This window comes from Microbacterium sp. zg.Y909 (assembly GCF_024626565.1).
In genome coordinates this window covers 1-3,254 of the sequence record NZ_JANJFJ010000451.1, presented here as the reverse complement: position 1 = coordinate 3,254, position 3,254 = coordinate 1, and the positions used below count along the sequence as shown (strand labels likewise).

General features: G+C 66.8%; 6 protein-coding genes. All 6 read left to right on the top strand.

What is annotated here, in order from left to right; translation table 11 throughout:
- The first annotated feature begins 16 nt into the window (after nucleotides 1-16).
- Nucleotides 17-238, top strand: coding sequence for a translation initiation factor IF-1 (gene infA / locus NQ160_RS21145; RefSeq protein WP_017201569.1), 222 nt, complete (start codon nucleotides 17-19; stop codon nucleotides 236-238).
- Between the two features lie 66 nt (nucleotides 239-304).
- Nucleotides 305-421: a 50S ribosomal protein L36 gene (rpmJ, locus tag NQ160_RS21140; protein ID WP_005050492.1), complete on the top strand. Its 117-nt coding sequence runs from the start codon at nucleotides 305-307 to the stop codon at nucleotides 419-421.
- 148 nt (nucleotides 422-569) lie between these two features.
- The gene (gene rpsM, locus NQ160_RS21135) at nucleotides 570-944 is read left to right on the top strand and encodes a 30S ribosomal protein S13 (RefSeq protein ID WP_257517044.1); all 375 of its coding nucleotides are present in this window, start codon (nucleotides 570-572) and stop codon (nucleotides 942-944) included.
- 41 nt (nucleotides 945-985) lie between these two features.
- Nucleotides 986-1,384: a 30S ribosomal protein S11 gene (rpsK, locus tag NQ160_RS21130; RefSeq protein WP_023954078.1), complete on the top strand. Its 399-nt coding sequence runs from the start codon at nucleotides 986-988 to the stop codon at nucleotides 1,382-1,384.
- A 163-nt stretch (nucleotides 1,385-1,547) separates the two neighbouring features.
- A complete protein-coding gene (locus NQ160_RS21125; RefSeq protein ID WP_257517043.1) occupies nucleotides 1,548-2,537 on the top strand; it encodes a DNA-directed RNA polymerase subunit alpha in 990 nt (329 codons plus the stop codon).
- Nucleotides 2,538-2,614: 77 nt separating this feature from the next.
- On the top strand, nucleotides 2,615-3,181 hold the full coding sequence (gene rplQ / locus NQ160_RS21120; RefSeq protein ID WP_257517042.1) for a 50S ribosomal protein L17: 567 nt from the start codon (nucleotides 2,615-2,617) through the stop codon (nucleotides 3,179-3,181).
- Nucleotides 3,182-3,254: the final 73 nt, after the last annotated feature.

Sequence of the window (3,254 nt, the reverse complement as noted above, 5' to 3'; positions counted from 1 at the left end):
TACTGTAAGCGAGCGTATGGCGAAGAAAGACGGTGTCATCGAGATCGAGGGTGTGATCTCCGAGGCTCTCCCGAACGCGATGTTCCGCGTGGAGCTGAGCAACGGACACAAGGTGCTCGCAACGATCTCGGGCAAGATGCGACAGAACTACATCCGCATCATCCCCGAGGACCGCGTTGTCGTCGAGCTCAGCCCGTACGACCTCACGCGCGGTCGCATCGTCTACCGCTACCGCTAGACCGGTCGAGAAGTAACGCCCCGGGGCATGCTGCCCTGCCCGGCGAAGACAGCGAACAGGAAAATCATGAAGGTCAACCCCTCCGTCAAGCCCATCTGCGACCACTGCAAGGTCATCCGCCGCCACGGTCGCGTCATGGTCATCTGCAAGTCCAACCCGCGCCACAAGCAGCGCCAGGGTTGACGCGGGGATGCCACGGCATCCCACCCCACAGACGTACAACTGAACAACACACACGGCAGGATCAGAACCTCGCAAGAGGGGACACCTCGGGGCGGAGGCCCGGGCACCGATCCTGCTCCACACCTCCACTCACTCCTAGGAGAGCCGCATGGCACGTCTTGCCGGCGTCGACATCCCGCGCGATAAGCGCGTGGTCATCGCCCTGACCTACATCTACGGCGTTGGCCGTACCCGTTCGCTCGAGATCCTCGAGGCGACCGACATCAGCGGAGACATCCGCGTCAAGGACCTCACTGACGACCAGCTCGTCACGCTCCGCGACTACATCGAGGGCAACTACAAGGTGGAGGGTGACCTTCGCCGCGAGGTGGCCGCCGACATCCGCCGCAAGGTGGAGATCGGATCCTACGAGGGCCTGCGCCACCGCCGCGGCCTGCCGGTGCGCGGCCAGCGTACCAAGACCAACGCTCGTACCCGCAAGGGTCCCAAGCGCACGGTCGCCGGCAAGAAGAAGGCGCGCTAGGCCTCCGCCGGCGCCCCAGGATTTAGGGAGAACGCAGAAACATGGCACAGGCCAAGAGCGCCGCGCGCAAGCCGCGTCGCAAGGAGAAGAAGAACATCGCGCTGGGTCACGCCCACATCAAGTCGACGTTCAACAACACCATCGTCTCGATCACGGACCCGTCCGGCGCTGTCATCAGCTGGGCCTCGTCCGGTGGCGTGGGCTTCAAGGGCTCGCGCAAGTCGACCCCCTATGCCGCAGGCATGGCGGCGGAGTCGGCTGCGCGCCAGGCTCAGGAGCACGGCGTCAAGAAGGTCGACGTCTTCGTGAAGGGTCCGGGTTCGGGCCGCGAGACCGCGATCCGCTCGCTGACGGCCGCCGGCCTCGAGGTGGGGTCCATCCAGGACGTCACCCCGCAGGCGCACAACGGCTGCCGTCCGCCGAAGCGCCGTCGCGTCTGATCCACGACCGACTCCGGAGCGGGACCCGCAGGTGCGCGGTCCCGCTCCGACCCCGTGGCACGCACGCTTCCCGGATGCCGCGACGCGCGGCATCCGACGACAACTCAACACCTCACCACACACACGTGTCATATAGCGGTCACGTGATTGAAAGGAACACATCGTGCTCATCGCACAGCGTCCCACTTTGACCGAGGAGAAGATCGGCGAGTTCCGCAGCCGGTTCATCATCGAGCCGCTGGAGCCCGGGTTCGGATACACGATCGGCAACGCGCTGCGCCGCAGCCTGCTGTCGTCGATTCCCGGCGCGGCCGTCACCAGCATCCGTATCGACGGCGTGCTGCACGAGTTCAGCACGATCCCCGGTGTCCGGGAGGATGTCACCGAGATCATCCTCAACATCAAGCAGCTGGTCGTCTCGAGCGAGCGCGATGAGCCCATCACCGCGTACCTGCGCAAGACGGGTGCCGGCGAGGTCACCGCGGCGGACATCTCCGCTCCGGCCGGTGTCGAGGTGCACAACCCCGAGCTGGTCATCGCGACCCTCAACGACACCGCCAAGTTCGAGCTGGAGCTGACGATCGAGCGTGGCCGCGGCTACGTCTCGGCCACGCAGAACCGCAACGAGTACGCCGAGGCCGGGGTCGTCCCGATCGACTCGATCTACTCGCCGGTGCTCAAGGTCAGCTACCGCGTCGACGCCACGCGTGCCGGTGAGCGCACCGACTTCGACAAGCTGGTGCTCGACGTCGAGACGAAGGCCTCGATGTCGCCGCGCGACGCCGTCGCCTCGGCCGGTCGCACCCTGACCGAGCTGTTCGGCCTCGCCCGCGAGCTGAACGTCGAGGCCGAGGGCATCGAGATCGGCCCCGCGCCGGTCGAGACCGTGCTCTCGAACGAGCTGTCGATGCCCATCGAGGACCTCGACCTCTCGGTGCGCTCGTACAACTGCCTGAAGCGTGAAGGCATCAACACGGTTTCGGAGCTCGTCGCGCTGTCGGAGACGCAGCTGATGAACATCCGCAACTTCGGTCAGAAGTCGGTCGACGAGGTGCGCGACAAGCTCGTCTCGCTCGGCCTGTCGCTGAAGGACTCGGTCCCCGGGTTCGACGGCGCGCACTTCTACGGCGGATACGACGACGAGAACATCTGATTAGCGGATGCCGCGGCTCAGCGTGACGCCGGGGCGCGGCATCCGAACCCTTCTTCTTTCCTACTGGAGTAACTGACATGCCCAAGCCCACCAAGGGTCCCCGCCTCGGAGGCGGCCCCGCCCACGAGCGTCTGCTTCTCGCGAACCTCGCCGCAGCGCTGTACACCCACGGCTCGATCACGACCACGGTGACCAAGGCCAAGCGCCTGCGTCCGCTGGCCGAGCGCCTCATCACGTTCGCCAAGCGCGGCGACCTGCACGCCCGTCGCCGGGTGCTGTCGGTCATCGGTGACAAGACCGTCGTGCACACGCTCTTCACCGAGATCGCGCCTCGGGTCGCCGAGCGCGAGGGTGGCTACACCCGCATCACGAAGATCGGCAACCGCAAGGGCGACAACGCCCCCATGGCCGTCATCGAACTGGTGCTCGAGCCCGTGAACCCGAAGCCGAAGTCGGCGAAGAAGTCCGCTGCTGCTGCTCCGGCCGCTGAGGCCGAGGCTCCCGTCGAGGAGGCTCCCGTCGAGGAGGCTCCCGTCGAGGCTGACGAGACCGCGGCCGAGGCCGGCGCCGAGTCGCCCGAGGAAGGCGCTGCCGCTGAGGCCGCCGCCGAGGACGCTGTCGAGGAGCCCGCGAAGTCGGAGTGATCGCGTAGGCCGGTTCGCGCCGGCCGTGCACGTCGAGGCCCGCCCCTGGTTCGCCAGGAGCGGGCCTCGCGGC